The organism is Tahibacter sp. (genome assembly GCF_032229445.1).
Classification (GTDB): domain Bacteria; phylum Pseudomonadota; class Gammaproteobacteria; order Xanthomonadales; family Rhodanobacteraceae; genus Tahibacter.
The window spans coordinates 54,357-77,561 of sequence record NZ_JAVTWC010000028.1 but is presented as its reverse complement, the minus strand read 5'-3'; the positions used below and the strand labels follow the sequence as shown (position 1 = coordinate 77,561).

Sequence of the window (23,205 nt, the reverse complement as noted above, 5' to 3'; positions counted from 1 at the left end):
GGCGCGTTTCGCAGGAATACAGTCGACGGTGCGAAAGGCCCGTGACGCCATCCTAATGCGGAAAACGGTCGACGGGAACCGCGCAGCGGCAGGTCGCAAGCAACTTGCGTATGGCGCCGGATTGGGAGAGGATTTGGCAGCTTGTCCACCTCGCGCCGTGTGCGGACGCGCCCCGGTGGCGTGAATCTTTTGTCAATGTGCATCTGTGGCGCTGTGGATTCCGCGCCGCGATCGCACGTTACATGCGGAATTCCTTGCCCAGGTACACTTCGCGCACCTGCTCGTTCGCGAGTATCGTGGCCGGCGCGCCCTTGGCCAGCACCTTGCCTTCGCTGAGGATGTAGGCGCGATCGCAGATGCCGAGGGTTTCGCGCACGTTGTGATCGGTGATCAGCACGCCGATGCCGCGTTCCTTGAGATGGCGCACGATGCGCTGGATCTCGCCGACCGAGATCGGATCCACGCCGGCGAACGGTTCATCGAGCAGCATGAAGCGCGGTTCCGCGGCCAGCGCGCGCGCGATCTCCACGCGACGCCGCTCACCGCCGGAAAGGCTCGCCCCTTTCTGCTGCGCGATATGGCTGATCTGCAGTTCATCGAGCAGTTTTTCGAGTTCCGCCGCGCGGCCGGCCGCGCCCAGCTTCGGACGCAGTTCAAGGATTGCGAGGATGTTGTCGGCAACGCTGAGGCGGCGGAACACCGATGCTTCCTGCGGCAGATAGCCCAGGCCCAGACGCGCGCGCGCATGCATCGGCTGCGCGGTGATGTCGGTCTCGTCGAGCCGGATGCTGCCGGCGTCCGCACCGATCAGTCCCACGATCATGTAGAAACAGGTCGTCTTGCCGGCGCCGTTGGGACCGAGCAGGCCAACCACTTCGCCCTGGTCCACGCGGCAGGAGAAATCGCGTACGACTTCACGCTGCTTGTAGCGTTTCTTCAGCCCCGTCGCGCTGAGCATTACTGCGGTTTGTCCTTGGCGGCCGGCTTGGGTTCCGCCTTGGGCTTGGGCTGCATCTTCATCGTGATGCCGCCGCCCGAATTACCTTCGCCGGTAAGCTCGCCGCTCTCGGTGTTGTAGACGATGCGTTCGCCGCGAAATTCGCCGCGGCCTTCCTGGATCACGACCGCATTGCCGGTGAGGATGGCGGTGGACTTGTCGGTGTCGTAGTCGATGTTCGCCGCGGTGGCGCGCATCAGGCCGCCGCCATCGAGCTGCTGCTGCATCCGCGCCGGCTTGCCTTCGAGCACGACGCGGCTGATCTCATCGTCGTCGTTCTGGTAGACAGTACCTTTGTCGGATTCGCCCTTCATCGTGCCGCGGGTCAGCTTGACCGCGCCGGTGAGGATGGTGAGGTGCTTGTTCTGGTTGGTGGCGAAATGATTGGCCGCCACTTCCAGCGGCTGGTCGGCGTCGGACTTCAGCGCCTGTGCCGCCGGTGCCGCCAGCGCCAGCAGCGCAACAAGACTAAGGCTTGCGCTTGCGCGCGAACGAAGCGTGGACATCGGCGAGCAACTCCAATTGGTGCGTGTTGAGATCGGCCTTCATGCCGGTGCCGCGCAGTATAGAGCCCGGCTGCGTGATCGTCGCGGCGGCAGCGGTCTGCAGACGGTTCTCCTTCGGATAGGCATCGACGTCGCGCGTGTCCACGCGCGCTGCGCCGGCTTCGGCGCTGGCTTCGCGATGCATCTCAACGGCGCCGGCCAGCAGCATGTGTGTGCCGTCCTTGTTGACGAAGGCCGACTGCGATTTGCCTTTCCAGGGCTCACCCTTGGCCGTTGCGATCAGAAAATCAGGCGCATCGATCCATAGCGAGCCATCGTCATTGCGGCGCGCGAGCGCCGGCGCGGCCACCGTGAAACTCAGCTCGCCGTTTTCATCGAGTGCGTTGAGCTGGAAATCCTCGAGGGTGTAGTTCGAGCGTGGCGGGCCGACGAAGGCTGGCTCTTTTTCGGCCGGCCGGAACAGCCAGAACAGCGACCAGGTCAGCGCCGCCGCCACGGCCAGCGCGAGGATCGTGTGGAGACTGCGCTCGCCCATCAGAGCCAATGCGCCAGTTCGGCGTCGGCCAGGCCACGCGCGTGCAGCAACAGATCGCAGACTTCGCGCGCGGCACCTTCACCGCCGTTGCGCCGGGTTTGCCAGTGCGCGCGTTCGGCCACCCATGGATGTGCATTCGCCGGTGCGATGGGTAAGCCGGTTGCGAGCATGGCGCGCAGGTCGGGCAGATCGTCGCCGGTGTAACAGACCTGCTGCAGCGGCAACTGCAGCGCCTCGCAGAGCAGGTGCAGGCAGGCGCGCTTGTCCTTCTGCCCCTGATAGACGTGGGCGACACCGAGTTCGGCCATGCGTTCGGTGACGAGATGACTCATGCGCGCGGTGATGATGGCCACTTCGATGCCGTTGGCGAGCAGTCGCTTGAGGCCAAGCCCGTCGTGGACGTGAAAGGCCTTGAGCTCGCGGCCATCTTCCGAATACCACAGTCGTCCGTCGGTGAGCACGCCGTCCACATCGAACACGGCAAGGCGGATGGCGGCGGCGCGGTCACGTAGGTGGTCGGACAGTCGGTCGGGCATACGCAGGTATCGGACAGGGGGCGGCAGGGCCGCGGGTGGGCGGAACGGACCGGCATCGACCGGGCAACCTGGGGATCCTGCGGCAAGCGCGGGGCAGCCGTCCATGCCGGCCGCCCGCGGAGCCGGGCTCGCGTTCAGACTACGCGGGCGCGCAGCAGGTCGTGAATGTTCAGCGCGCCGACCAGCTTGTTGTCGTGGTCCACGACGAGCAGGGCATGGATGGTGAAGTCTTCCATGAGTCGGGCTGCTTCGACGGCGAGCTTGTCCGGCGTGATTGTCTTGGCCTTGGCGGTCATCAGGCGCGTCAGGGGCGCGCTGCGCAGGTCGACGGCGTGGTCGTCGAGGGCGCGGCGCAGGTCGCCATCGGTGAAGACGCCGAGCAGGGTGTCTTCCGCATCGACGACGGCAGTCATGCCCAGGCCCTTGCGCGACATCTCGACGAGTGCTTCGGAAAGGCTCGAATTTTCGCCAACCTTGGGAATCTGGTCGCCCGTATGCATGACGTCGCTGATGTGCAGCAGCAGGCGTCGGCCCAGCGAACCGGCCGGATGGGACCGGGCGAAATCGTCGGCAGTAAAGCCGCGGGCTTCCAGCAGCGCCACGGCCAGCGCGTCGCCCATGACGAGCGCGGCAGTCGTGCTGGCGGTCGGCGCGAGTCCCAGGGGACAGGCTTCGGTCGGCACGCTGACATCAAGATGCACGTCGGCCAGGCGCGCGAGCGAGGAGCTGTCGTTGCCGCTCATCGCGATCAGCGGTATGCCCTGGCGCCGGATCAGCGGCAGGATGGTCAGGAGTTCGTCGGTCTCGCCCGAGTTGGACAGGGCCAGCACCACGTCCTTCTGCGTGATCATGCCCAGGTCGCCGTGACTGGCTTCTCCCGGATGCACGAAGAACGCCGGTGTGCCAGTAGACGCCAGGGTCGCGGCGATCTTTCGCGCGATGTGGCCGGACTTGCCCATGCCGGAAACCACGATCCGGCCGGTGCAGTCGAACATGAGCTGGCAGGCGCGCAGGAAGCTTTCGTCGATGCGGGACTTGAGCAGATCGATGGCCCGGGCTTCGGTTTCGACGACCTGTAGTGCACTGCGCACCAGGGCAGCCTGGTTCAGCGGCGGATGGGCAGCGCTGGAGGAAATCAGGGGCAGGATCTGTGCATTCATGAGCAAGGCTGGATGGAGCAGGGAAACAGGGCGCTCGAACGCAACGTTTTGGCGCCAGCGGATTTTCGGTAACATGCGCGTCCCCATAGTGTAGCCGGATAGTCGTCCCTGTCGCAGGGACGGAGCAGACCTGCACTTCGTCGCGACGCTCCGTCGCTGCCCTGAATCCGCCATGGATCCCGCCCGAAATGGACAGCCAGACCATCAAGAATCTGATCGAGCAAGGATTGCCCGGCGCCACGGCCGAGGTCAGCGGAGCCGATGGCGTGCACTTCGATGCCCTGGTCATCGCCGAAGCGTTCCGTGGCAAGTTGCCGCTGGCGCGGCACCGTCTCGTGTACGCGACGCTCGGCGATCTGATGGGGGGCGCCATCCATGCACTGGCTCTCAAGACGGTGACACCCGAAGAGGCGGAAACGCGGTAGCCGCAATGCCTGAGTCTTTGACGGCTTCGGGCCGTGATACCCCCCAAAGCCGCTGCAGCCCGCGATGCGGGTCTGCATACCGCGATGTCGAATTCCCGTTTACCGAGTAAATGATGGCCAAGATCGTAATTTCCGGCGGTGAACCGCTGCACGGCGACGTGTGGATTTCCGGCGCCAAGAACGCGGTGCTGCCGATCCTGGCCGCGACCCTGCTCGCTGATGGCCCCGTCAGCATCGGCAACGTGCCTCACCTGCACGACGTCACCACGACCATGGAACTGCTCGGCCAGATGGGCGTGCAACTGGTGCTCGACGAGCGCATGAAGATCCATGTCGACCCGCGCTCCATCAAGAGCTGTTCGGCGCCGTATGACCTCGTCAAGACCATGCGCGCGTCGATCCTCGTGCTCGGTCCGCTGGTCGCGCGCTACGGCGAGGCCGAAGTCTCCCTGCCGGGCGGCTGTGCGATCGGTTCGCGTCCGGTCGACCTGCATATCAAAGGTCTGCAGGCACTGGGTGCCGACGTGACGGTCGAGAACGGTTACATCCGCGCCAAGGCCAAGCGCCTCAAGGGCGCGCGCATCAACATGGATATCGTCACGGTCACCGGTACCGAGAACATCATGATGGCGGCGGCCCTCGCCCACGGCACCACGATCATCGAGAACGCTGCGCAGGAACCCGAGGTGGTGGATCTCGCCAACTGCCTCAACGCCATGGGCGCCAACGTACAGGGAGCGGGCACGGCAACGCTCGTGATCGAAGGCGTGGAGCACCTGCACGGAACGGATTACGACGTGCTGCCGGACCGCATCGAGACTGGCACCTTTCTCGTCGCGGGAGCCATCACCGGCGGCCGCGTGCTGGCCAAGAAGGCCAGGCCCAAGACGCTGGACGCGGTACTGGCCAAGCTCGAGGAAGCCGGTGCGCACATCAATACCGGCGATGACTGGATCGAGCTCGACATGCGCGGAAACCGCCCCAAGGCGGTCAATATCACGACCGCGCCATATCCGGCATTCCCCACCGACATGCAGGCGCAGTTCACCGCGCTCAATTGCGTCGCCGAAGGCGTGGGCATCATCACCGAGACCGTGTTCGAGAACCGGTTCATGCATGCGCACGAGCTGCAGCGCCTGGGCGCCGACATCCGTCTCGAAGGCAATACCGCGATCATCAAGGGCGTCAAGAAGATGACCGGCGCGCCGATCATGGCGACCGACCTGCGCGCATCGGCCTGCCTGGTTCTGGCCGGGCTGGTGGCCGAGGGCGATACCACGGTCGATCGCGTCTACCACATCGACCGCGGCTACGAGTGCATCGAGGAAAAGCTCGGCAGCCTCGGCGCACGCATCCGCCGGCTGCCGTCCTGACCACTTAGGCAAAAAGCAAGGTGCCGCTGCCATGACGGCATGCGGTATCGGAAATTCCGGTCGTTGCCGCGGAAGCGATGCGTTTCCGGCAACGGCGCCGGCGGGTCCGGCACAGGGTCTGCAGCGTTACCGGATCGCCTTCAGCTCCATCACGATGGTATTGCCGTCCTTTTGCAGCTGTTCGATCTGCAGTGGCGCCAGCAGGCCAGGTGCGTACCAGGAACTGCCCTTGTTCGGCTTGTCGGTGCGTTCGAAGCGAGTCGCGTCATAGCGGCCGGCCGGCAGGTTCAGCGAGCGCGTTTCGCGCCGCTCGAAACGCTGATTCTCGATGCCTTCCTTGGCCGCGACCGGGAACGTGTTGTTCTCCAGCCGCTGGCTGCGGCCCAGCGCGACGGCGACGACCTGACGGTCGATGCTGCCGGCCTGCAGCGCGTAGCGGAACAATTCGTCCTTGTCAGTGACCCGGGCTTCGTTCGCCTGCCAGTCGAATTCGATGCGGCGCTGCTTGGACTTGAGCGTCGCATCCTGCTTATAGCGATAGTTCGTGCTCTGCAGGGCTGACTGGCCATCGACGACAAATTCCGACGCCTCGCGGACATCCAGACCCAGCAGCCTGGCCATTCCCGCAGTGCCGCGCGTTTCGGTGACCAGCGTCCATTGTCGATCGCCGTTGTCGCTCAGGGTCATGGTGGCTTCGCCGATGACCTTGCCGCCGCGCTTGACGTCGTAACTCGCCACGAACGGTTTCAACGGCTCAGAAGCCGCATCGTGCGGGCTGCGGGAGTTCGGCTCGAAAGCGGAGGCAAGCAGCGGCAGGACGGCAAGGCCGAGCAGGACGAGAAAACGCATGAAGGACTCCGGTAATGGACGGCGCAGTGTGGCCGCGCAGTGCTGAACGCACTCCGCGGATTCAGACGCGCAAGGGCTCGGACAGCGCCGTTCCGTCAAAGTGCACCGTGCTGCCGCGCAGTTGCACACGGCCTTGCGCGATCCACTGCACGCAGCGGCACAGCAGCGCGTGTTCGCGCGGCAGCAGCCGCGCGGCCAGCGTCTCGGCGCTGTCGCCGGGCTCCAGCGCGATTTCGGTGCGCGCGAGCAGCGGGCCGGCATCGAGTTCCGCTCCGACGAAATGCACGCTCGCGCCATGGATGGGGTCGCCGGCTTCCAGCGCACGGCGATGCGTGTGCAGCCCCGGATATTTCGGCAGCAGCGACGGATGGACATTGATGATGCGGCCGGCCCAGGGTGCCAGCACCGCGGCGTCGAGCACGCGCATGAAGCCGGCCAGGACGATGAGGTCGGGCGAGAATGCGGCGATGCGCGCAAACAGCTCGGCATCGTAGCGTGCGCGGTCGGGCATGCAGCCGGGATCTAGCGTGATCGTGGCGATGCCGGCGGCCTCCGCGTGGCGCAGGCCTTCGGCGGCGGCCCGGTTGCTCGCGACGACGACGATGTCGATGGCCAGCTCGCCACTTCGCTGCGCCGAGATCAGCGCCTGCAGGTTCGAACCGCGGCCGGAGATCAGTACCGCGACGCGCAGCGGCGGTACAGGCATCAGCGGATCAGCACGCGATCGTCGCCAGGCGAGGCGATGATCTCGCCAATCTGCCACGCGGGCAGGCCGAGCCTGCCGAGCGCCGCCAGCGTGCTGGCGATGGCCTCGTGCGCGACGATCACCGTATATCCGATGCCACAGTTGAACGTCCGCCACATCTCTTCCTGCGCGACGGCGCCTTCGCGCTGCAGCCAGTCGAACAGCGGTGGCAAGGTCCAGCTGGCGCTGTCGAGTGAAATGCCCAGGGCGTCGGGCACGACACGGATGATGTTTTCCTTGAGCCCGCCGCCGGTGATGTGAGCCATACCCTTGACCGATTGTTCGGCGAGCAGCTGCAGGATCGGTTTGACGTAGATGGTGGTTGGGGCCATCAGCGCATCGGCCAGCGCCACGCCGCCGACGTCCAGTTCGAATGGACTGCCGGCGCGAGAGACGATGCGGCGGATCAGCGAATAGCCGTTGGAATGCGCGCCGCTGGACGCGATGCCGAGGATGGCGTCGCCGGCGCGCAGTTGGCTGCCGTCGATGAGCTTTGACTTCTCCACTGCGCCGACGCAGAACCCGGCGAGGTCGTATTCGCCGGGCGGGTACATGTCCGGCATCTCGGCGGTTTCGCCGCCGATCAGCGCGCAACCGGCCAGTTCGCAGCCCTTGGCGATTCCGCCGACGACCGCGACAGTGGTGTCGACATCGAGCTTGCCGGTGGCGAAGTAGTCCAGAAAGAACAGGGATTCCGCGCCCTGGACCAGCACGTCGTTGACGCACATGCCGACCAGATCGATGCCGATGGTGTCGTGCCGATTCAGGATCTGCGCCAGCTTGAGCTTGGTGCCGACGCCGTCGGTGCCGGAGACCAGTACCGGCTCCTTGTAGCGTCCGGCGAGTTCGAACAGGGCGCCGAATCCGCCGAGGCCGGCCATCACTTCCTTGCGGAACGTGCGCGCGACCAGCGGCTTGATGCGTTCGACCACTTCGTTGCCTGCATCGATGTCGACGCCGGCGTCGCGGTAGGTCAGGGCGGTCTTCGGATCGGACATGGCTGCGCCGGCGGAAAAAAGGGGCGCAATCATACCAGCCGCGGCCGGTGGCCGCCGGGCCGCCGCATGGACGCCGTGGCGGGGTTTGGGCAGACTTGGGCACGAATCCGATCGCCGACCAGGGAATGTCCGTGCGTTACGCCCGCTTGCTCGCTGTGCTGCTCTCCCTATTGTGCCTGCCTCTGTATGGCAGCCTGGCTTCGGCCCAATCGGCTTCGGCCGCGCTGTACACCGGTGAAGTACCGGTGCCCGACCAGTCCGACGAACAGCGTGCGATGGCGTTGAAGAACGCGCTGGCCCAGGTCGTCGTCAAGCTCACCGGCGATCGCGCCGTGGCCAGCGGTGAAGCCGTGGCCAAGCTGATCGAATCGGCCGAGCGCTATGTCCAGCAATACACTTACCGCCAGGAAGTCGCCAACGTCGACGGCCAGCCGCTGCTGCGCCTGAGCCTCGTCGCGAGTTTCGACCGCGCCGCGCTGGACCGCGTGCTGCGCGATCGCGGCCTTCGGGTCTGGACGCCTGCCGCGCGTGCGCCAGTCGTGACCTGGCTTGCACTGGACGAAGGCAGCGGTCCGCGTCTGCTCGACAACACCGACCCGGCCGGAAGCGCCATGCAGCAGGTCGCCGAGCAGCGCGGCATCACGTTGGTCTGGCCACGCGTGGAAACGCCGGATCAGGCGTTGACCACGGCCCAGATCGTCTGGGAAGGCGACATCATGACGCTGAGTGCCGATGCGGCACGTTACCAGACGGATACGGTCCTGGTCGGCCAGTTGCGCCGCGTCGGCAACGAATGGTCGGCGCGCTGGACACTCGCTCTGGGCGGGCAGGCGCAGCCGGTATGGGAGTCGCGCGATGCGGATCTTGCCACGGCGCTGGCTGCTGGTGCCGAAGGAGCGGTCGACCGCACGCGCGGACGTTCGTCGGCCGTGGTCGAGGAGCGCCGCATCACGACGGCGAAAGTCTGGATCAGCGGCCTGCAGTCGGCACAGGACTATGCGCGCCTTTTCGAAATGCTGGGCAGCAACGAACTCGTGCGCGAGTTCCAGCCCGAGCAGGCGCGTGGCGATGGCGTGCTGATGAGGCTTACCCTGAATCTGGCCCTGGACCGTTGGCTTGCCTATCTGCCGTCCGACGGCATGCTGCGCGTCGTCAACACGGCGCCACCGATCGACGGTGTGGAGGCGACCCTGGCGCTGACTCCGTAGGACGTTCGGAACGAGTCACTATTCAGACGCTCTTTCCCCCACACGATCCAGCCAACGCTCGCTTCGCGGTCGTTTGACTGTCCCCTCGACCAAGAGGGGCTCCCAGAAAAGTATGCAGTTTCGTCCAGAGTTGCCCTAAGCGCATGCGCCATATCCCGAATGGTTTGACCCTGCTGCGCATGCTGCTGACGGTGCCGTTGGCCTGGCTGCTGCGCGACGGTCGCTATGACCTGTCGCTCGCGATCGCACTGCTTGCGGCGTTCACTGACGCACTCGACGGCTATCTGGCCAAGCGTTTCTCGTGGCAAAGCCAACTTGGCGGTCTGATCGATCCGGTCGCCGACAAGCTGTTGCTGATCGCCTGCTTCTTCGGCCTGGCAGGTGCCGGTGCTCTGCCCTGGTGGCTGGCAGCGTTGGTGATCGGTCGCGACGTGGTCATCGTGACCGGCGCGGTCGCGTACCACAATCTCGTCGGACCGCTGACGGCCGAACCCAGCCTGCTGAGCAAGCTGACGACAGCCTTGCAGATCGCGCTGGTATTGGCCACGCTGCTGCACCTGTCACGCTTTGCCGAATGGCCGGGATGGTTCAACCTGGGGCTGCTGGCTGCGGTTACGCTGGTAACGCTGGGCAGTGGCATCGACTACGTGGTGCGCTGGTCGCTGAAGGCCTGGCGCGAAACGCACACTCAACGGGATGGTCCGCAATGACGACGACGGAACGCTGGCAGTGGCTGGCGCTGGCCCTGGTGGGCGGTGGCCTGATCTATCTGCTCGCGCCGGCACTGACGCCGTTCGCGATCGCCGCGCTGTTCGCCTACCTGTGGGACCCGGTTGTTGACCGGCTGGAACGGTTGGGGTTGTCGCGCAATTTCTCGGTCTGCCTGGTGTTCCTGCTGATCGGCGTGGCCGTCGTCACCATCGTTTTGCTGGTGATTCCGTTCACGGAGCGGCAAATCGCGAAGTTCCTCGACCAGTTACCGCGCTGGCTGGCCTGGATTCAGGCCGAGGCACAGCCGCGACTCGAACAGCGTTTCGGGGTGACGCTGGATTTCGCCGATCCGAACAAACTCATCGAGATGGTGAAGGAACACTGGCGCGAGGCGGGTGGCATCGCCACGCGCATTCTGGCGAAGGTTTCCTCGTCGGGACTCACCGTGCTGGGCTGGATCGCGCAGCTCGTACTCATTCCGGTCGTCACGTTCTATCTGCTGCGCGACTGGGATCTGCTTGTCGCGCGTATCAACGTATTGCTGCCGCGCTCGGTCGAGCCGACCATCAGCCGCCTCGCGCGCGAATCCGACGAAGTGCTCGGCGCTTTCCTGCGCGGGCAGCTCAGCGTGATGCTGGCGCTCGGAACGCTGTATGCAGTCGGCCTGTGGCTGGTCGGCATCGACGTGGGACCGCTGATCGGCATGATCGCGGGTCTGATCAGTTTCGTGCCCTACCTCGGCGCGATCGTCGGGCTGGGCATGGCGCTGATCGCCGCCGTCGTGCAGTACCAGGACTGGGCGCACGTGTTCATGGTTTTCGCCGTGTTCGGCGTCGGCCAGACCATCGAAGGCTACGTGCTCGTGCCCAAGCTCGTCGGCGACAAGATCGGCATGCATCCGGTCGCAGTAATATTCGCGATCCTGGCCGGTGGAGAGCTGTTTGGCTTCCTCGGCGTGCTGCTGGCGCTGCCGGCGGCGGCCGTAGCGATGGTCGTGCTGCGCTATCTGCACGAAAAGTATACGGAGAGCAATCTCTACCAGCCGGCCGAACTGGAGCCGGAAGCGTCCGGCGTCGTGGTCGTGTCGAACGGCGCCGTCGTCACGGCCAGTGAGTTCGAGGCAGAGCCTGTCGTCGCGGCCCGAACCGAGTTCATTCTGCCGGGCACCGCGAAATCGTCGGCGGACTGACGTGGAGCAATTACCCTTGGGCTGGCGCTGGCCGGCACAGCAGCGGTTCGAGACGTTTTTCACCGGCGTCAATGGCGCTGCCGTGGACCTGCTGCAGCGAGTGGCTGGCGGTGCGGATGCGGCGTGGATTTTCCTGCATGGCCCCGAGGGCAGCGGTCGCACGCACCTGCTGATGGCGGTTTGCCAGGCCGCAAGTGCCGCTGGACTGAGTGCGCAGTACCTGCCGCTCGCTTCGTTGGTTTCTGCCCAGGACGATGCCATCCGAAGCTTCGGCGGCAGCGACCTGCTCGTGCTCGACGACGTCGACGCGATTGCCGGCATCGCTGCGGCTGAGCATGCACTCTTTGATTTGTATAATCGTTGCCGGGCCGAAGGCAGCACGCTGGTGTTCGTGGCGGCGGCACCGCCGGCACAGATCGGCATCAACCTGCCGGACCTCGTGTCGCGGCTGTCCGCCTGCACGCAGGCGGCATTGCGTCCGCTCGACGACGCGCAGCGACGCGACGTATTGCGCGAACGCGCCGAAGCGCGCGGCATTGCGCTCGATGAGACGGTGCTGGACTTCCTGTTCACGCACTACGCGCGCGACCTGGGCAGCCTGGGCGCGTTGCTCGATCAGGTCGACCGTGCGTCGCTCGCGGCCCAGCGCCGCGTCACCGTGCCGTTCCTGCGCCAATTGTTGCGCGAACAGAAGGCAGGAGCGGGCGGCGAAGTGTGAGAATCGCGAGGGCATCCCTGCCTCGGAGCATCCTTGCGTCGCCGCGATTCCCGTTTCGCATACCCGCTCCCACCTGACCGGTGCGGCAGCGGCGACCTGGGCCGCCGCGCCAGCGCGGTTCCGCGCGTTGGTAGCCCTCAGCCGCCCGAACGATCGGCGCTGGCGGGCTTGGACTTGACGCTGCCACCTTCGACGAGGATGAACTCGCGGTTGGCGGCGACCGTTTTTTCACCGATGCCCTTGACCTTGGCCAGGTCGTCGATGCTCTTGAAAGAGCCGTTCTTTTCGCGATACGCGACGATGGCCTCGGCCTTGCTCTGCCCGACGCCCTTGAGGTTGGCGGCAATGGCGCTGGCGTCGGCGGTGTTGATGTTGACCGGTTGCGCGGCGAAAGCCGGGAAGCAGAAGGCCAGGGACAGGGCGAGGGACTGGATGAACTTGTTCATGGGTTTGCTCCTGATTGCTTGGTTGGGATGGGTCGTGCCGGGGTGGCCTCGACAGGTGACACGATAGGCGCGCGACCGCGCCGCTTCGTCGGGCAAACGCCGCGTGGAACCCTGCGCAAGCGCCGCCCGCAACGCTAGGAAAAGTCGCACTGGCACCTAGGGCCGGCGGAAATATCAGGCCGGGCAACTCGTTAGCCGGGGGCGGCCGGGGTAACATTCGTGCTTTGCCGCACCACTGCAGGAAATCCAATGAATACCGAACAGCTGCGCGACTTCGTCTCGGCCAAATGGGACGCGGAAATCGTTCCGCATCTCGTCGACTACATCCGCATTCCGAACAAGTCGCCGATGTTCGACGCCGACTGGGCGGCGCACGGCCATATGGACCAGGCGGTCGAACTCCTCGCCGGCTGGGCTCGCGCGCAGCCCATCGCCGGCATGCAGGTGGACGTTGTGCGGCTCGAGGGCCGCACGCCGCTGATCTTCATCGACATCCCCGGCAACAACGATGACTGCGTCGTGCTCTACGGTCATCTCGACAAGCAACCCGAGATGACCGGTTGGGCCGAGGACCTCGGTCCGTGGAAGCCGGTGATCAAGGGCGACAAGCTGTATGGCCGCGGCGGTGCCGACGATGGCTATGCGATTTTCGGCTCGCTCGCCGCCATCCTCGCTTTGCAGGAGCAGGGCATTCCCCATGCGCGCTGCGTCGTCATGATCGAAGCGTGTGAGGAGTCCGGCAGCTACGACCTGCCGTACTACGTCGACCATCTCGCCGCGCGCATCGGCAAGCCCTCGCTCGTGGTCTGCCTCGATTCGGGCTGCGGCAACTACGACCAGCTCTGGCTCACGACCAGCCTGCGGGGCCTGACCGGCGGCAATCTGACGGTAACGGTGCTCGAGGAAGGCGTGCACTCCGGCGATGCGTCCGGCGTGGTCGCGTCGAGCTTCCGCATTCTTCGCCAGCTGCTCGATCGCCTCGAGGACCAAACCACCGGCCGTATCCGCGCCACCGAACTGTTCGTCGATATTCCGCAGCAGCGCATCGATCAGGCGCAGCGCTCGGCGCAGGTTCTCGGTGATGCTGTGTATTCCAAGTTTCCGTTTGTGGACGGCATGCGTCCGATGGACGGCGATCACGCCGAGCTCGTGCTCAACCGCACCTGGCGCCCGGCGTTGTCGGTAACCGGCGTGGCCGGGCTTCCTCCGCTGGAATCCGCCGGCAACGTGCTGCGTCCGTTCACGGCGGTGAAGCTGAGCCTGCGCCTGCCGCCGACGCGCGACGGCGCCAGTGCCGGTGAGTTCCTCAAGGGACTGCTCGAACGCGATCCACCCTACGGCTGCGAAGTGACCTTTGATCTGGAGAAAGCCTCGACCGGCTGGAATGCGCCGCAGCTGTCGGCCTGGCTCGAACAGTCGGTTGCGGAGGCATCCACCGCGTTCTTCGGCCCCGAGCCGGCCTACATGGGCGAAGGCGGCACGATTCCGTTCATGGGCATGCTCGGCGAGAAGTTCCCGGGCGCGCAGTTCCTCATCACCGGCGTGCTGGGGCCGCATTCCAACGCGCATGGCCCGAACGAATTCCTGCACATTCCGACCGGCAAGCGCGTGACCATGTGCGTGGCCAAGGTCATGGCGGATCACTTCACAGCGAGCCAGGCCGGGCTCACGACGGGCGTGGCAGCGAGTGACGTGAACAGCAACCACGGTGACCATGGCTGCTGCTGAGCGGCGACGGCGCGAGGGAGTGGATGCATGACGGGTTCGTTCGATTCCGCAGTGGCGCCGCGCGAGCGACGCTGGTCCCGGCGTCTCGTGATTGGAATTGCCGCGCTGGCACTGCTGGCGTTGGCGGTCTCGTCGCTGTTCGCCGACGGCGGTGCGCATACGCTCGACCGGCAGATCATGCTGCTGCTGCGCGATCCTCAGGCGCTGAACGATCCGCTCGGCCCGGGCTGGTTCGAAGACGTCATGCGCGACATGACGGGCCTTGGCGGCATCGGCGTCGTGGCCGGTGCCAGTCTGCTACTTGCCGGCTATCTGTGGCTGCAGCGCAGGCGCAGTGATGTGGCGATTCTCGCATCAAGCCTCATCGGCGCGCAGATCATCAGTGCTGTCGCAAAGCTGCTGGTGTCGCGGCCGCGTCCGGACCTGGTTTCGCACGAGGCCGAGATCTACAGCGCGAGCTTTCCTAGCGGGCATACCTTGATGGCGACCGTAGCCTGGGTCACTTTCGCGATGCTGCTGGCAGCCGACTTCAAAGACCGGCGCGTACGCGACTATCTGCTGCTGACGGCCTGGATCGTCGCTGTCGCCGTCGGCTGCAGCCGCATCTATCTCGGCGTGCACTGGCCCAGCGACGTGCTCGCCGGCTGGGCAGTCGGCGCGCTCTGGATGGTGCTGCTGTCGCGGCTGGTTCCGCGGCTGAGAGGCAGGAGCGAGTACCAGGAACGAGGTGAGAGGAGTGAGGAATGAGTAAAAGCGAGAGCAAGCGCTTCCGCTTACTCGTTTCTCACTCCACTTCACTCATTCCTCGCCCTACCGTTTGACCCCGGCGCGCCAGGCGTATACCGCGGCCTGCGTGCGGTCCTGCAGCTCGAGCTTGGCGAGCACGTTGCTGACATGAGTCTTGACGGTCTTCTCGCCGATGCCCATGCGCGTGGCGATGATCAGATTGGACAGACCGTCGGCCATCAGTTCCAGTACTTCGCGTTCGCGCAGGCTGAGGCGGTCGAGCGCGCTCGGCGCGGGATCCGCAGCGGGCGCGCGTACGGCCTGGACCAGACGTGTCGCGATGCGCGGATGCAGGATCGCTTCGCCGCGGGCCGTGCGACGCACCGCATCGGCGAGGGAATCCGCGTCCGTGTCCTTGAGCAGGTAGGACAGGGCGCCAGCCTGCACCGCGTGGACGATCTGCGCGTCGTCTTCGTAGCTGGTCAGGATAAGCACCTGAGTCGACGGGCAGGACGTGCGGATCAGTCGCGTCGCCTCGACGCCGCCCCCGGGCATGACCAGGTCGATCAGCGCCACGTCCGGCGACAGTTCGCGACAGACTGCGGCTGCCGTCTCTGCGCTGTCGGCCTCGCCGACGATGGTGAGGTCGTCGCAGGTATCGAGGAAGGCGCGTATGCCCTGGCGCACCAGCACGTGATCGTCGGCGATGATGACGCGAATCGGTTGATTCATTGCGGTCGTGCTCCGTAGTTGCAGCGGACCCGCACCTCGGTGCCGGCACCTGGCGTGCTGATCAGTTCGAAATGGCCGCCAGGCAAACTTTCGGCGCGCCCGCGCATGTTCGCCAGGCCCATGCCGCTGCTGCTGTCGGCACCGCCGATGCCATTATCGGCGATGGACAGCGCAATCTGTTCGTCCTTGCGATGGAGGCGGATTGCGACTCGCGTCGCGCGGCTGTGGCGCAGCACGTTGGCCAGGGCTTCCTCGGCGATGCGCAGCATCGCTTCGCCGAGAACGGCGTCGTCGAGGATGGAGTCGTCCAGGTCGAACTCGCGCTGCAGGCCGCTGATGCGCGCCCAGCGCTCGGCCAGATCGCGCAGGCGCGGCGCGAGAAAGCCGCGCGGCGCACGTTCGGTGCGCAGTTCGTCGAGCACATGCACCAGCTGGCGCTGGATGCCGCTGATCAGCTCGAAGGAGTCGTCCATTCGCGTCGCGGCCGCGGCATCGTCGGTGCCGATCAGGCGCCGCGCCGCGCGGATCTGCAGGTTCAGCGCGAAGGCTTTCTGCTTGACCGTGTCGTGCAGATCCCGGGCGATGCGCTGTCGCTCCTGCAGGCTGGCCAGATCTGTGCGCGATTGCATGAGACTCATGAGCTCGCAGGCCATGCGGTTCAGGTCGCGCGACAGGCGTCCGAGTTCGTCCCCGGATTCATCCGGAATCAGGGTCGAGAAATCGCCGGCGCTCCACGATTCGGCGGCATCGGCAATGGTGTTGAGGCGGCGCGTGACCCAGCGCACCATGAAGAAAGCCGTCGCGATGCTGAACACCACGAGATAGACGAAGAGGATTGGCCACTCGAAGCTGTTTTCGCCGGTCAGGCGCTGCCAGGGCAGCGGCAGGCGCAGTTCGGCCAGGAGGAACCCTCGCGGATTGCCGTGGCTGTCGCGGATCGTGGCGAGCACACGCCGTACGCGCTCAGGCGATTCCTCGCCGCTGAGCGTCACGGCGTGTTCCCGGCTTGACCCTTCCCAGGCCTGATCGGTCAGCGGAGGCGGCGTCGCGGTCCAGCTGCCGTCCGGTGCATTGGCCAGCGCGCGGCCGGCGAGGTCGTAGACGCCGACAGCCACCGGCACTTGTGACAGCTCGAGCATCACGTAGGAACTCGGCGCGAGCCCGTCCTGCGGCCGCTCCATGCGCAGCACCAGCGCTTCGGCGCGCGTGGCGAGTTCGATATCGCTCGGCGGCTGTTCGCTGTTCCAGTGACGGCCGATCGCGTTGGCGGCGTCCTGGGTCATCGAGGCCATGCGTCCTGAATCGACCGCCTCGAACAGTTCGTGGAATTCGAAACTGACGATGGTCCACTGGATCAGTGCCAGCGCCGGCACGGAAAGCAGCAGATAAAAGAGGGCCAGCTTGAACGTCAGGCCCTGCAGCACATTGCGACGGTGCGACATGTCGGTCCGACCGCGGAGGGCCGGTCAGTGTGACGGCTGAGCGGCGGCCTCGCCAGGGTCGGATGGGCGCGAGCGGCCGGAATGCAAACCGTTGCGCGGAGGCGATAGCCCGCCCATCGACGGCGTCATCGCCAGCGCCTCCGCTTCGGTCGCCGGGCTCAGTTCACCGCGTCGGGATCGGCAACCGGCAGGATGTTGGCTTCTTCGGGCCAGTTGTCGACCAGTGTGACGCGTTCGCCGTGCAGCGAACCATTGCCGAGGTTGACCACGGCGTGCGCGGTCGACGTGTCGCCGGGCTCGGCCAGCGCGCTGTTGCCATCGGCGCTGTTGCCGTCAATGGTGACGTCGTTGAGCCGGATCTCGCCGAGATTGAGCAGCGCCGAGGCGGTCAGTACCGAACTGCGCCGGCCAGTGACGGTGTTGCCGCTCAGGCGCGAGCGGTTGAGTTCCATGCGGCCGAAATTCAGCACGATGCCAGCGTCGCGTTTGGCCGAGAGCACGGCGTTATGGCTGATCTCGCTGTCCCAGCCACGCAGCGTGCCGTAGTTGATGAGGATCGCGTTGGCGCCGTCGGCGAGGCTGTCGGTCACGCGCACGTGGTCCAGGTGCAGCACGCCGCGATTGATGATGGCCCCGCGCGAGGCTTCGGCGAGGCCCAGATTTTCCAGTGCAAGCTTGCCGGTGTGCGCCACGCCGACGAGCGCGAACTCCTCATCCGAATAGCGGCGGATCTCGGCACCGTTGCCGACGATGGTGATGGAACTGCGGATCAGCGGAAGGCCGAGCTGCTGCCGGGTATCGCTCGCGCCGCGCACGATGTAGAGGCCGGACGTGGCCAGTTCGATGCGGTCGGGCTCGCGCGTGGACTCGGCGGTACGAATGGCGGCGATCAGCCCGGCCGTGTCGTGGTCGCGGATCGTGAAGGTCGCTGCCGTTGCGGACGCGGAGGCGGCAGCGAGCACGGCGAGGCACAGAAGTCGTGGCGTCATGGAATCCCTCGGAGGTTGGCTGCGGGTCGCGGGCAACGCTGCTGCAGTGCGATAGAGCTAACGACCTAATCGAAAGCCGATCCGTGATGCGGCTCGCCTGCCTCGTCGGCAGCCGACGGGCGGCACGAAATCGCCGTGGCGATGGTCTGCAATCGCTGAGCCGTAGCCGCTTTCGGTCCGGGCGTCGCGTGGCGTCAGGACATCGGTGCGCAACCTTCACGCCAACCGGGCGACACGGCACAATGCGCGTCCCCTGCCCGGATCGAATCCACATGTCGCGTCGAATCGTCGCCCGCCGTTCCCCCATCCATGGCAATGGCGTGTTCGCTGCCGTCGACATTGCGGCCGGCACGACGCTGATCGAATACCGCGGTACGCTGCTGACTCACGCCCAGGCCGACAAGCGCTATCCGGGCAATGCCGACACCGGCCACACCTTTCTGTTCACGCTCAACGATCGCTATGTCCTCGATGCAAACGACGGCGGCAACATCGCGCGCTGGATCAACCACAGCTGCGACCCGAACTGCCAGTCGAGCCTGGAAGAAGACGCTGGCGGCAACGCGCGCAAGGATCGGGTGATGATCGAGTCGTTGCGCGACATCCGTGCCGGCGAGGAACTCTGCTACGACTACGGCATCACGCTCGAGGAACGTCACACGCCGCGGCTCAAGGCGATCTGGGCCTGCCGCTGCGGTGCACCGCGTTGCACCGGCACCATGCTCAAGCCCAAGCGAAAGCCCGCTGCTGGGCAGCGTTGATCCGGCCGGCGATGGGGCGCGGCACAGAACTGCGCTTGGGCTTTGTAGTTGGCCAATAGTCGGTACTATGGACCCCGTTGCGCGCTGCGCCTGTGGCCGGCGCAATGATCGGCTCGATTCATCCTGGAACAGTCCGCTGGGAGCGGGGCGATGCGCATCGACAAGAATCTGGTGGTGATAGGTCTCAGTGACGACGATACGGCGCATCTGCGCCTGTTGATACGTAAGGCCGGCGAGCAACTGCAGCAGCGCTGGCGCTGGGGCAGCGAGGAAGGCGCCGATCTCGTCGTCGTGGATACGAATGCGTTCGCCGGCCAGATGGCCCGCACGCGCGCACTCGCCGCGGGCATGCGTGTTGCGGTGATCACCGACGAGGAAGCGGGTTCGACCCCGGAGTTGAGCCTGCACCGGCCACTGAAGCTGCAGAATGTCATCGAGGTACTCAACGGTGCCGGCGGCGGTCTGCTGCTGATGCCACAGCTCGAGACCGGCAGCGACGATCTCTATCTTGAATTTGCGCGCGCACCATCCAGCAAACTCGACCCGCCTGACGTGATCGCGCGCATGTTCGACGATGACAGCATGGGCGGCGCGCGCGCGCTGGGCCTGCACAACGACGACGTGCCGGTCGATCCCGACAGCCTGTTCCGTCGCGACGAACCGGCGCAGAGGCCACGTTTCTCCGTACCGGTGACCCTGGACGACGACACGCGCGTGGAACGCACGTCTGCCCCGACAGCGCGCAGCGAGGCGCGTGCCTTCGAGAGCCCCGACGGCCTGACGAATCAGGGCTCCGCGCCGGGTCCGAACACCTTGCCGCCGGTCAAGCGCGGCAGCCTCTCGATCGACGGCACCCGGCATCCGATGCGCGACTACCTGCAAGGGCAACTGCTTGCCGGTCCGTCGCAGATTCGCCTCGATGGCGCGGTGGCCCTGACGCTGGACCCGAAGAACCGGACCTTCCATGCGGAAGGTAGCCTGGCCCAGCTCGAAGCTTATGTGCGCGCTCCGCTCGTGCAGGGCGACTGGCGCACGCTGACCACAGCGGAATTCAACCAGGTGCGCGACGCCCAGCCGGCTCAGCCGTATCAGAACCTGCTGTGGCTGGAAGCCCTGGTCGGTTCGGGCGGCCGCCTGTCGCCGCAGCTCGATCCGGGCGGCAGCTACAAACTAAAGCACTGGATAGAACTCGACCGCGAGGTGCACCAGCATCAGCGCATCGCGCGCGCGATGATGCAGCCCGCGCGCCTCAATGAGATCGCCGCCACGGCCAATGTGCCGATGGCCGAGGTGTTCGACGTCGTCAACGCCTATCACGCGATCGGCCTGATCGAGTGGGAGACGCGCGCGTCGCTGCGTGCGCCAGTAAAGAGTGAGCGCGAGGGCGGCGGCCTGCTCTCGCGCCTGAAGCGGCCGTTCGGCAAATCCTGAGCCAGCAAGAAATAGCGGAGAGGCGCGACAAATGAGCGAAGGCGAAAGCGTGCCTTTCCTCTACCCATTTCTCCCTCGTCTCCCCCTGTTTCCTCGTTGCTCATTCCGGCCTGATCTGCACCTCGCAGCGGATCGAATTCGCAATGAAGCAGTTCGCGTGCGCGCGCTCGTGCAGCGTGGCGATTTCGGCCGCGTCCGGAATCCTGTCGCCGCTGAACAGTAGGCGTGGGCTGAGCACGGCGAGGGTCACGGCGAACTTGCCGTCGGCGTTCTTGTCCAGCGTCGCGACAGCGTCGTCGTCATAGCGGTCGAGCGTGTAGCCACGGTTTGCGCACAGGGCCAGGAAAGTCAGCATGTGACACGACGACAGCGCCGCGAGCAGCAGTTCCTCGGGATCGGTCGCGTCGCCGATTCCGCCATAGCCCGGCGCGGCGGAGTTGGTCAACTGCTGGCCCCGCTCGAAACGCAGGCTATGTTCGCGCCGGTAGTTACCGCGCTCGAACGGACTGTCGCCGCGTTGCCAGGCGAGTGCGGTGCGATGCTCGGACATGAGATCTCCAGTCGTTGTGCAGGCGGGCAAATGCCGCGGAAACGCCATCATCGCCGGGTCGAGGGCTTTGACGAAAGAGGCGTGTTACGGCAGCGTGTGCGCATGATTCGTTCCCTCCGCAAACCTCCGCCTGGCCGCGCGGCCGCATCGACCGGCGGCGCACGCCACGGGCTGGCGCGCGTCATCTCCAAACGCGGCTACTGCTCGCGCAGCCAGGCTGCCGAACTGGTGCGTGCGGGCCGCGTGCAGCTCAACGAGCGCACCGAGCGTGATCCGGAAGCGCCGACGCGGTCCGACGACCGCATCCGCATCGACGGCAAGGAGATCACCGCGGCTGCCGCGGCAACCTGGATCATGCTCAACAAGCCGCGCGGCTACGTGACTACGGCCAGCGACGAGCGAGGACGCGACACGGTCTACGCGCTGATCGACGCGGCGGGCCTGCCGTGGCTTGCACCGGTGGGACGGCTCGACAAGGCCAGCGAAGGCCTGCTGCTGTTCACCAACGACAGTGCCGCTGCGGCGCGGATCACGGCGCCGGAGAGTCACGTCGACAAGACCTACCATGTGCAGATCGGTCAGCTGCCGGACGCCGAACTGCTCGCACGATTGCGTGACGGCGTGGACGATGCGGGCGAGCGCCTTGCCGCGAAATCGGTGAGCCTGCTGCGCGCAGGCGAGAAAAACGCCTGGCTGCAGATCGTCCTCGACGAAGGACGCAACCGGCAGATCCGGCGCCTGCTCGCGGCGCACGATGTTGAGGTGCTGCGGCTGCTGCGTGTGGCGATTGGCACGCTCGCCCTCGGCGAGCTGGCCAAGGGCGCGTGGCGCTTGTTGACCGCGCACGAAATATCCGCACTTGCGCCTCCCGCCGGGTAGACCGCGTCACCCCGCCGGATTCTCGCGGTCGAATTGCGCTTCGGAAAAGACGGTGCCCGGCGCATCTTCGATCATCCGGCGCACCTGCTCCAGCGGGATCTGCACGTGATGCTCGCCGGTATGTACCTCCAGCCAGAACGACTCGTCATCTTCGTCGGCGAGTATGCGCAGCAGCGGATAGACCATCCCGTCGATCGTGGCCGAGATCTCCATTTGCAGGCCTGCGTTCCGCAGGCTGATGCGGTCGTAGCTGAGTTTCGGACGTATCGCTTTCGGCATCGACATGCATTCGGCCTAGTTCTTGAGCACGCCGAGCTTGCGCCCGACCCGCGTAAATGCGGCGACGGCCTGGTCGATCTGCTCCGGCGTGTGCGCCGCACTCATCTGCGTGCGGATGCGCGCCTGGCCCTGCGGCACGACCGGGTAGAAGAACCCGATGACATAGATGCCTTCGGCCAGCAGCTCGCTGGCGAAGGCCTGAGCCAGCTTCGCGTCGTAGAGCATGACCGGCACGATGGCGTGGTTGCCGGGCCTCAGATCGAATCCGGCGGCGCTCATGCCGGCACGGAAGCGGTTGGCATTTGCTTCGACGCGGTCGCGCAATTCGGTCGAACGATCGAGGATCTCGAAAACTTTCAGCGACGCGGCGACCAGCGGCGGTGGCAAGGTGTTGGAGAACAGATAGGGACGCGAGCGCTGGCGCAGCAGGTCGATGATCTCGCGCCTTCCCGTCGTGAATCCGCCGGAGCCGCCGCCGAGGGCCTTGCCCAGGGTCGAGGTATACACGTCCACTTTGTCCATCACGCCGTGCAGCTCGGCCGAGCCGCGCCCGGTGGCGCCGACGAAACCTGTCGCGTGCGAGTCGTCGACCATGAGCATGGCGCCGTGCTTTTCCTTCAGCGTGACGATCTCGTCCAGTTTGGCGATATAGCCGTCCATCGAGAACACGCCATCGGTCGCGATCAGGCGGGTACGCTTGCCCTGGGTCTCGATCAGATGTTTTTCCAGCTCGGCCATGTCGCCGTTCGCGTAGCGCCGACGTTCGGCCTTGCACAGACGGATGCCGTCGATGATCGATGCGTGGTTCAGCGCGTCGGAGATGACCGCGTCCTCGTCGGAGAGGATGGTTTCGAACAGGCCGCCGTTGGCATCGAAGCAGCTCGTGTAGAGGATGGTGTCGTCGGTGCCGAAGAAGCGCGAGATCGTGGCCTCGAGCTGCTTGTGCAGGTCCTGCGTGCCACAGATGAAGCGCACCGAGGCGAGGCCGAAACCATGGCTGTCGAGCGCGGCCTTCGCGGCGGCGATGATCTCGGCGTTGTCGGCCAGGCCCAGATAGTTGTTGGCACAGAAGTTCAGTACTTCGCGGCCGTCGCTGGTCGCGATCGCCGAGGACTGCGGCGTGGTGATGATGCGCTCGGTCTTGTACAGGCCCTGTTCGCGGATGGCATCGAGTTCGGTGTTCAGTCGGGCGCGGGCGGCGTAGTCCATGGCGGTCTCGCGATAGGGAAAGACGCTGATTGTGCGGCATCGAGGCTCCGGTCCCAAACCGGCCCGGGCGCCGGCCTCTGCTA

General features: G+C 65.8%; 26 protein-coding genes. 11 read left to right on the top strand and 15 right to left on the bottom strand.

Features of this window, described 5'->3' with window-relative positions; all coding sequences use genetic code 11:
* Nucleotides 1-238: 238 nt before the first annotated feature.
* From lptB to RUU78_RS06630, 5 genes are all read right to left on the bottom strand, one after another.
* Nucleotides 239-958 carry an LPS export ABC transporter ATP-binding protein gene (lptB, locus tag RUU78_RS06650; protein WP_313914926.1) on the bottom strand — a complete coding sequence of 240 codons (720 nt, stop codon included), beginning with the start codon at nucleotides 956-958 and terminating at the stop codon, nucleotides 239-241.
* On the bottom strand, nucleotides 958-1,503 hold the full coding sequence (lptA, locus tag RUU78_RS06645; protein ID WP_313914924.1) for a lipopolysaccharide transport periplasmic protein LptA: 546 nt from the start codon (nucleotides 1,501-1,503) through the stop codon (nucleotides 958-960). The genes lptB and lptA overlap by 1 nt, the downstream gene beginning before the upstream one ends.
* Nucleotides 1,466-2,038, bottom strand: a complete 573-nt coding sequence (gene lptC / locus RUU78_RS06640; RefSeq protein ID WP_313914923.1) for an LPS export ABC transporter periplasmic protein LptC — start codon at nucleotides 2,036-2,038, stop codon at nucleotides 1,466-1,468. Before lptC ends, lptA begins: the two co-directional genes overlap by 38 nt.
* Complete coding sequence (locus RUU78_RS06635; RefSeq protein WP_313914921.1) at nucleotides 2,038-2,574, bottom strand: HAD family hydrolase; 537 nt, start codon at nucleotides 2,572-2,574, stop codon at nucleotides 2,038-2,040. The genes lptC and RUU78_RS06635 overlap by 1 nt, the downstream gene beginning before the upstream one ends.
* A gap of 134 nt (nucleotides 2,575-2,708) precedes the next feature.
* On the bottom strand, nucleotides 2,709-3,734 hold the full coding sequence (locus tag RUU78_RS06630; RefSeq protein WP_313914918.1) for a KpsF/GutQ family sugar-phosphate isomerase: 1,026 nt from the start codon (nucleotides 3,732-3,734) through the stop codon (nucleotides 2,709-2,711).
* 188 nt (nucleotides 3,735-3,922) lie between these two features.
* Here RUU78_RS06630 and RUU78_RS06625 point away from each other — a divergent pair, with 188 nt between their 5' ends.
* Nucleotides 3,923-4,159: a BolA/IbaG family iron-sulfur metabolism protein gene (locus RUU78_RS06625; RefSeq protein WP_313914917.1), complete on the top strand. Its 237-nt coding sequence runs from the start codon at nucleotides 3,923-3,925 to the stop codon at nucleotides 4,157-4,159.
* Nucleotides 4,160-4,272: 113 nt separating this feature from the next.
* Nucleotides 4,273-5,532 (top strand): UDP-N-acetylglucosamine 1-carboxyvinyltransferase, encoded by a 1,260-nt coding sequence (gene murA, locus RUU78_RS06620; RefSeq protein WP_313914915.1) that lies wholly within the window; start codon nucleotides 4,273-4,275, stop codon nucleotides 5,530-5,532.
* Nucleotides 5,533-5,658: 126 nt separating this feature from the next.
* Here murA and RUU78_RS06615 read toward each other — a convergent pair whose 3' ends face one another.
* The 3 genes from RUU78_RS06615 to purM all read right to left on the bottom strand — a co-directional run bounded on the left by RUU78_RS06615 (nucleotide 5,659) and on the right by purM (nucleotide 8,124).
* A complete protein-coding gene (locus RUU78_RS06615; RefSeq protein ID WP_313914913.1) occupies nucleotides 5,659-6,381 on the bottom strand; it encodes a DUF3108 domain-containing protein in 723 nt (240 codons plus the stop codon).
* Between the two features lie 61 nt (nucleotides 6,382-6,442).
* The gene (gene purN, locus RUU78_RS06610) at nucleotides 6,443-7,087 is read right to left on the bottom strand and encodes a phosphoribosylglycinamide formyltransferase (protein WP_313914911.1); all 645 of its coding nucleotides are present in this window, start codon (nucleotides 7,085-7,087) and stop codon (nucleotides 6,443-6,445) included.
* On the bottom strand, nucleotides 7,087-8,124 hold the full coding sequence (purM, locus tag RUU78_RS06605) for a phosphoribosylformylglycinamidine cyclo-ligase (protein WP_313914909.1): 1,038 nt from the start codon (nucleotides 8,122-8,124) through the stop codon (nucleotides 7,087-7,089). The genes purN and purM overlap by 1 nt, the downstream gene beginning before the upstream one ends.
* Before the next feature lie 131 nt (nucleotides 8,125-8,255).
* On the opposite strand from purM, the gene RUU78_RS06600 reads away from it, so the two are divergent.
* From RUU78_RS06600 to hda, 4 genes are all read left to right on the top strand, one after another.
* Nucleotides 8,256-9,332, top strand: coding sequence for a DUF2066 domain-containing protein (locus RUU78_RS06600; protein WP_313914907.1), 1,077 nt, complete (start codon nucleotides 8,256-8,258; stop codon nucleotides 9,330-9,332).
* A gap of 143 nt (nucleotides 9,333-9,475) precedes the next feature.
* On the top strand, nucleotides 9,476-10,042 hold the full coding sequence (locus RUU78_RS06595; RefSeq protein WP_313914905.1) for a CDP-alcohol phosphatidyltransferase family protein: 567 nt from the start codon (nucleotides 9,476-9,478) through the stop codon (nucleotides 10,040-10,042).
* Nucleotides 10,039-11,232 carry an AI-2E family transporter gene (locus RUU78_RS06590; RefSeq protein ID WP_313914904.1) on the top strand — a complete coding sequence of 398 codons (1,194 nt, stop codon included), beginning with the start codon at nucleotides 10,039-10,041 and terminating at the stop codon, nucleotides 11,230-11,232. The genes RUU78_RS06595 and RUU78_RS06590 overlap by 4 nt, the downstream gene beginning before the upstream one ends.
* Nucleotide 11,233: 1 nt before the next feature.
* Nucleotides 11,234-11,950 carry a DnaA regulatory inactivator Hda gene (gene hda / locus RUU78_RS06585; protein WP_313914902.1) on the top strand — a complete coding sequence of 239 codons (717 nt, stop codon included), beginning with the start codon at nucleotides 11,234-11,236 and terminating at the stop codon, nucleotides 11,948-11,950.
* A 137-nt stretch (nucleotides 11,951-12,087) separates the two neighbouring features.
* Here hda and RUU78_RS06580 read toward each other — a convergent pair whose 3' ends face one another.
* Entirely contained in the window at nucleotides 12,088-12,396 is a 309-nt protein-coding gene (locus RUU78_RS06580) for a ComEA family DNA-binding protein (RefSeq protein ID WP_313914901.1), read from the bottom strand.
* A gap of 249 nt (nucleotides 12,397-12,645) precedes the next feature.
* Here RUU78_RS06580 and RUU78_RS06575 point away from each other — a divergent pair, with 249 nt between their 5' ends.
* The gene (locus RUU78_RS06575) at nucleotides 12,646-14,124 is read left to right on the top strand and encodes a M20 family metallopeptidase (protein ID WP_313914899.1); all 1,479 of its coding nucleotides are present in this window, start codon (nucleotides 12,646-12,648) and stop codon (nucleotides 14,122-14,124) included.
* A gap of 27 nt (nucleotides 14,125-14,151) precedes the next feature.
* The gene (locus tag RUU78_RS06570) at nucleotides 14,152-14,871 is read left to right on the top strand and encodes a phosphatase PAP2 family protein (protein WP_313914898.1); all 720 of its coding nucleotides are present in this window, start codon (nucleotides 14,152-14,154) and stop codon (nucleotides 14,869-14,871) included.
* A gap of 63 nt (nucleotides 14,872-14,934) precedes the next feature.
* On the opposite strand, the gene RUU78_RS06565 is transcribed toward RUU78_RS06570, so the two are convergent.
* From RUU78_RS06565 to RUU78_RS06555, 3 genes are all read right to left on the bottom strand, one after another.
* Nucleotides 14,935-15,582, bottom strand: coding sequence for a response regulator transcription factor (locus RUU78_RS06565; protein ID WP_313914897.1), 648 nt, complete (start codon nucleotides 15,580-15,582; stop codon nucleotides 14,935-14,937).
* Nucleotides 15,579-17,024 carry a sensor histidine kinase gene (locus RUU78_RS06560; protein ID WP_313914896.1) on the bottom strand — a complete coding sequence of 482 codons (1,446 nt, stop codon included), beginning with the start codon at nucleotides 17,022-17,024 and terminating at the stop codon, nucleotides 15,579-15,581. Before RUU78_RS06560 ends, RUU78_RS06565 begins: the two co-directional genes overlap by 4 nt.
* A gap of 158 nt (nucleotides 17,025-17,182) precedes the next feature.
* Nucleotides 17,183-18,013, bottom strand: a complete 831-nt coding sequence (locus RUU78_RS06555; protein WP_313914895.1) for a hypothetical protein — start codon at nucleotides 18,011-18,013, stop codon at nucleotides 17,183-17,185.
* Between the two features lie 272 nt (nucleotides 18,014-18,285).
* On the opposite strand from RUU78_RS06555, the gene RUU78_RS06550 reads away from it, so the two are divergent.
* On the top strand, nucleotides 18,286-18,774 hold the full coding sequence (locus RUU78_RS06550; RefSeq protein ID WP_313914894.1) for an SET domain-containing protein-lysine N-methyltransferase: 489 nt from the start codon (nucleotides 18,286-18,288) through the stop codon (nucleotides 18,772-18,774).
* A 150-nt stretch (nucleotides 18,775-18,924) separates the two neighbouring features.
* Nucleotides 18,925-20,205 (top strand): hypothetical protein, encoded by a 1,281-nt coding sequence (locus RUU78_RS06545; RefSeq protein WP_313914892.1) that lies wholly within the window; start codon nucleotides 18,925-18,927, stop codon nucleotides 20,203-20,205.
* A gap of 100 nt (nucleotides 20,206-20,305) precedes the next feature.
* On the opposite strand, the gene RUU78_RS06540 is transcribed toward RUU78_RS06545, so the two are convergent.
* Complete coding sequence (locus RUU78_RS06540) at nucleotides 20,306-20,755, bottom strand: OsmC family protein (RefSeq protein WP_313914890.1); 450 nt, start codon at nucleotides 20,753-20,755, stop codon at nucleotides 20,306-20,308.
* Between the two features lie 102 nt (nucleotides 20,756-20,857).
* Between RUU78_RS06540 and RUU78_RS06535 the strand changes: the two genes are divergently transcribed.
* Nucleotides 20,858-21,634: a pseudouridine synthase gene (locus tag RUU78_RS06535; protein WP_313914889.1), complete on the top strand. Its 777-nt coding sequence runs from the start codon at nucleotides 20,858-20,860 to the stop codon at nucleotides 21,632-21,634.
* Between the two features lie 6 nt (nucleotides 21,635-21,640).
* Here RUU78_RS06535 and RUU78_RS06530 read toward each other — a convergent pair whose 3' ends face one another.
* Nucleotides 21,641-21,919 carry a hypothetical protein gene (locus RUU78_RS06530; RefSeq protein ID WP_313914887.1) on the bottom strand — a complete coding sequence of 93 codons (279 nt, stop codon included), beginning with the start codon at nucleotides 21,917-21,919 and terminating at the stop codon, nucleotides 21,641-21,643.
* 9 nt (nucleotides 21,920-21,928) lie between these two features.
* Nucleotides 21,929-23,122, bottom strand: a complete 1,194-nt coding sequence (gene kbl, locus RUU78_RS06525) for a glycine C-acetyltransferase (RefSeq protein ID WP_313914885.1) — start codon at nucleotides 23,120-23,122, stop codon at nucleotides 21,929-21,931.
* Nucleotides 23,123-23,205 lie beyond the last annotated feature (83 nt).

Bases quoted from the DNA above. Each gene is read 5' to 3' on its own strand.
- RUU78_RS06575 (WP_313914899.1), top strand. From the start codon at position 12,646: ATGAATACCGAACAGCTGCGCGACTTCGTCTCGGCCAAATGGGACGCG.
- RUU78_RS06540 (WP_313914890.1), bottom strand. From the start codon at position 20,755: ATGTCCGAGCATCGCACCGCACTCGCCTGGCAACGCGGCGACAGTCCG.
- RUU78_RS06545 (WP_313914892.1), top strand. From the start codon at position 18,925: ATGCGCATCGACAAGAATCTGGTGGTGATAGGTCTCAGTGACGACGAT.
- RUU78_RS06530 (WP_313914887.1), bottom strand. From the start codon at position 21,919: ATGTCGATGCCGAAAGCGATACGTCCGAAACTCAGCTACGACCGCATC.
- purM (WP_313914909.1), bottom strand. From the start codon at position 8,124: ATGTCCGATCCGAAGACCGCCCTGACCTACCGCGACGCCGGCGTCGAC.
- RUU78_RS06635 (WP_313914921.1), bottom strand. From the start codon at position 2,574: ATGCCCGACCGACTGTCCGACCACCTACGTGACCGCGCCGCCGCCATC.
- kbl (WP_313914885.1), bottom strand. From the start codon at position 23,122: ATGGACTACGCCGCCCGCGCCCGACTGAACACCGAACTCGATGCCATC.
- RUU78_RS06535 (WP_313914889.1), top strand. From the start codon at position 20,858: ATGATTCGTTCCCTCCGCAAACCTCCGCCTGGCCGCGCGGCCGCATCG.
- murA (WP_313914915.1), top strand. From the start codon at position 4,273: ATGGCCAAGATCGTAATTTCCGGCGGTGAACCGCTGCACGGCGACGTG.
- lptB (WP_313914926.1), bottom strand. From the start codon at position 958: ATGCTCAGCGCGACGGGGCTGAAGAAACGCTACAAGCAGCGTGAAGTC.
- RUU78_RS06590 (WP_313914904.1), top strand. From the start codon at position 10,039: ATGACGACGACGGAACGCTGGCAGTGGCTGGCGCTGGCCCTGGTGGGC.
- RUU78_RS06570 (WP_313914898.1), top strand. From the start codon at position 14,152: ATGACGGGTTCGTTCGATTCCGCAGTGGCGCCGCGCGAGCGACGCTGG.
- lptA (WP_313914924.1), bottom strand. From the start codon at position 1,503: ATGTCCACGCTTCGTTCGCGCGCAAGCGCAAGCCTTAGTCTTGTTGCG.
- purN (WP_313914911.1), bottom strand. From the start codon at position 7,087: ATGCCTGTACCGCCGCTGCGCGTCGCGGTACTGATCTCCGGCCGCGGT.
- RUU78_RS06550 (WP_313914894.1), top strand. From the start codon at position 18,286: ATGTCGCGTCGAATCGTCGCCCGCCGTTCCCCCATCCATGGCAATGGC.
- RUU78_RS06615 (WP_313914913.1), bottom strand. From the start codon at position 6,381: ATGCGTTTTCTCGTCCTGCTCGGCCTTGCCGTCCTGCCGCTGCTTGCC.
- RUU78_RS06555 (WP_313914895.1), bottom strand. From the start codon at position 18,013: ATGACGCCACGACTTCTGTGCCTCGCCGTGCTCGCTGCCGCCTCCGCG.
- RUU78_RS06625 (WP_313914917.1), top strand. From the start codon at position 3,923: ATGGACAGCCAGACCATCAAGAATCTGATCGAGCAAGGATTGCCCGGC.
- lptC (WP_313914923.1), bottom strand. From the start codon at position 2,038: ATGGGCGAGCGCAGTCTCCACACGATCCTCGCGCTGGCCGTGGCGGCG.
- RUU78_RS06565 (WP_313914897.1), bottom strand. From the start codon at position 15,582: ATGAATCAACCGATTCGCGTCATCATCGCCGACGATCACGTGCTGGTG.
- RUU78_RS06560 (WP_313914896.1), bottom strand. From the start codon at position 17,024: ATGTCGCACCGTCGCAATGTGCTGCAGGGCCTGACGTTCAAGCTGGCC.
- RUU78_RS06580 (WP_313914901.1), bottom strand. From the start codon at position 12,396: ATGAACAAGTTCATCCAGTCCCTCGCCCTGTCCCTGGCCTTCTGCTTC.
- RUU78_RS06595 (WP_313914905.1), top strand. From the start codon at position 9,476: ATGCGCCATATCCCGAATGGTTTGACCCTGCTGCGCATGCTGCTGACG.
- RUU78_RS06630 (WP_313914918.1), bottom strand. From the start codon at position 3,734: ATGAATGCACAGATCCTGCCCCTGATTTCCTCCAGCGCTGCCCATCCG.